The 1,668-nt window shown below is 50.9% G+C and carries 1 rRNA gene; it reads right to left on the bottom strand.

The window, feature by feature from the left end:
* Positions 1 to 38 precede the first annotated feature (38 nt).
* A 16S ribosomal RNA gene (locus ACKJXD_RS11860) occupies positions 39 to 1,576 on the bottom strand.
* Between the last annotated feature and the right edge of the window lie 92 nt (positions 1,577 to 1,668).

A 1,668-nucleotide genomic window follows, 5' to 3' on the forward strand; every position in this document is an offset into this window, starting at 1 on the left:
TAAACAAACAATCTGTGTGAACACTTACGAGCGCTTCGTAAGGAGGTGATCCAACCGCAGGTTCCCCTACGGTTACCTTGTTACGACTTCACCCCAGTCATGAATCACACCGTGGTAAACGCCCTCCCGAAGGTTAAGCTATCTACTTCTGGTGCAACCCACTCCCATGGTGTGACGGGCGGTGTGTACAAGGCCCGGGAACGTATTCACCGTGACATTCTGATTCACGATTACTAGCGATTCCGACTTCATGGAGTCGAGTTGCAGACTCCAATCCGGACTTAGACGTACTTTCTGAGGTCCGCTTGCTCTCGCGAGGTCGCCTCCCTTTGTATACGCCATTGTAGCACGTGTGTAGCCCTGGTCGTAAGGGCCATGATGACTTGACGTCGTCCCCACCTTCCTCCGCTTTATCAACGGCAGTCTCCTTTGAGTTCCCGACCTAATCGATGGCAACAAAGGATAAGGGTTGCGCTCGTTGCGGGACTTAACCCAACATTTCACAACACGAGCTGACGACAGCCATGCAGCACCTGTCTCACAGTTCCCGAAGGCACTCCAGCATCTCTGCCAGATTCTGTGGATGTCAAGACCAGGTAAGGTTCTTCGCGTTGCATCGAATTAAACCACATGCTCCACCGCTTGTGCGGGCCCCCGTCAATTCATTTGAGTTTTAACCTTGCGGCCGTACTCCCCAGGCGGTCGATTTATCGCGTTAGCTTCGGAGCCCATCACTCAGGGCAACAAACTCCAAATCGACATCGTTTACAGCGTGGACTACCAGGGTATCTAATCCTGTTTGCTCCCCACGCTTTCGCATCTCAGCGTCAGTATCTGTCCAGAAGGCCGCCTTCGCCACCGGTATTCCTCCACATCTCTACGCATTTCACCGCTACACGTGGAATTCTACCTTCCTCTACAATACTCCAGATAACCAGTTTTAAGTGCAATTCCCAGGTTGAGCCCGGGGCTTTCACACCTAACTTAATTATCCGCCTACATGCCCTTTACGCCCAGTCATTCCGATTAACGCTCGCACCCTCCGTATTACCGCGGCTGCTGGCACGGAGTTAGCCGGTGCTTCTTCTGTAGCTAACGTCAACTGCATGCACTTTTCATACACACAACTTCCTCACTACCGAAAGTACTTTACAACCCGAAGGCCTTCTTCATACACGCGGCATGGCTGCATCAGGGTTTCCCCCATTGTGCAATATTCCCCACTGCTGCCTCCCGTAGGAGTCTGGACCGTGTCTCAGTTCCAGTGTGGCTGGTCATCCTCTCAGACCAGCTAGAGATCGTCGCCTTGGTGAGCCTTTACCCCACCAACTAGCTAATCCCATATGGGCTCATCAAATGGCGCACGTCCTTTCGGAACCGTACTTTGGTCTCTCAACTTTATGCGGTATTAGCAGTCGTTTCCAACTGTTGTCCCCCTCCATTTGGCAGATCCCCATACTTTACTCACCCGTCCGCCACTCGTCATCAAGTGCAAGCACTCATGTTACCGTTCGACTTGCATGTGTTAAGCCTGCCGCCAGCGTTCAATCTGAGCCATGATCAAACTCTTCAATTTAAAGTTTGATGCTCAATAACTGTTTCTGACATATTCAAATGAATCTTCAGTGTCACTTATCAAGACTTAATTTTTTGAGTCCGTAGACTTTT

This window comes from Gilliamella sp. G0441 (genome assembly GCF_050589305.1).
In the GTDB taxonomy this organism is placed as follows: domain Bacteria; phylum Pseudomonadota; class Gammaproteobacteria; order Enterobacterales; family Orbaceae; genus Gilliamella.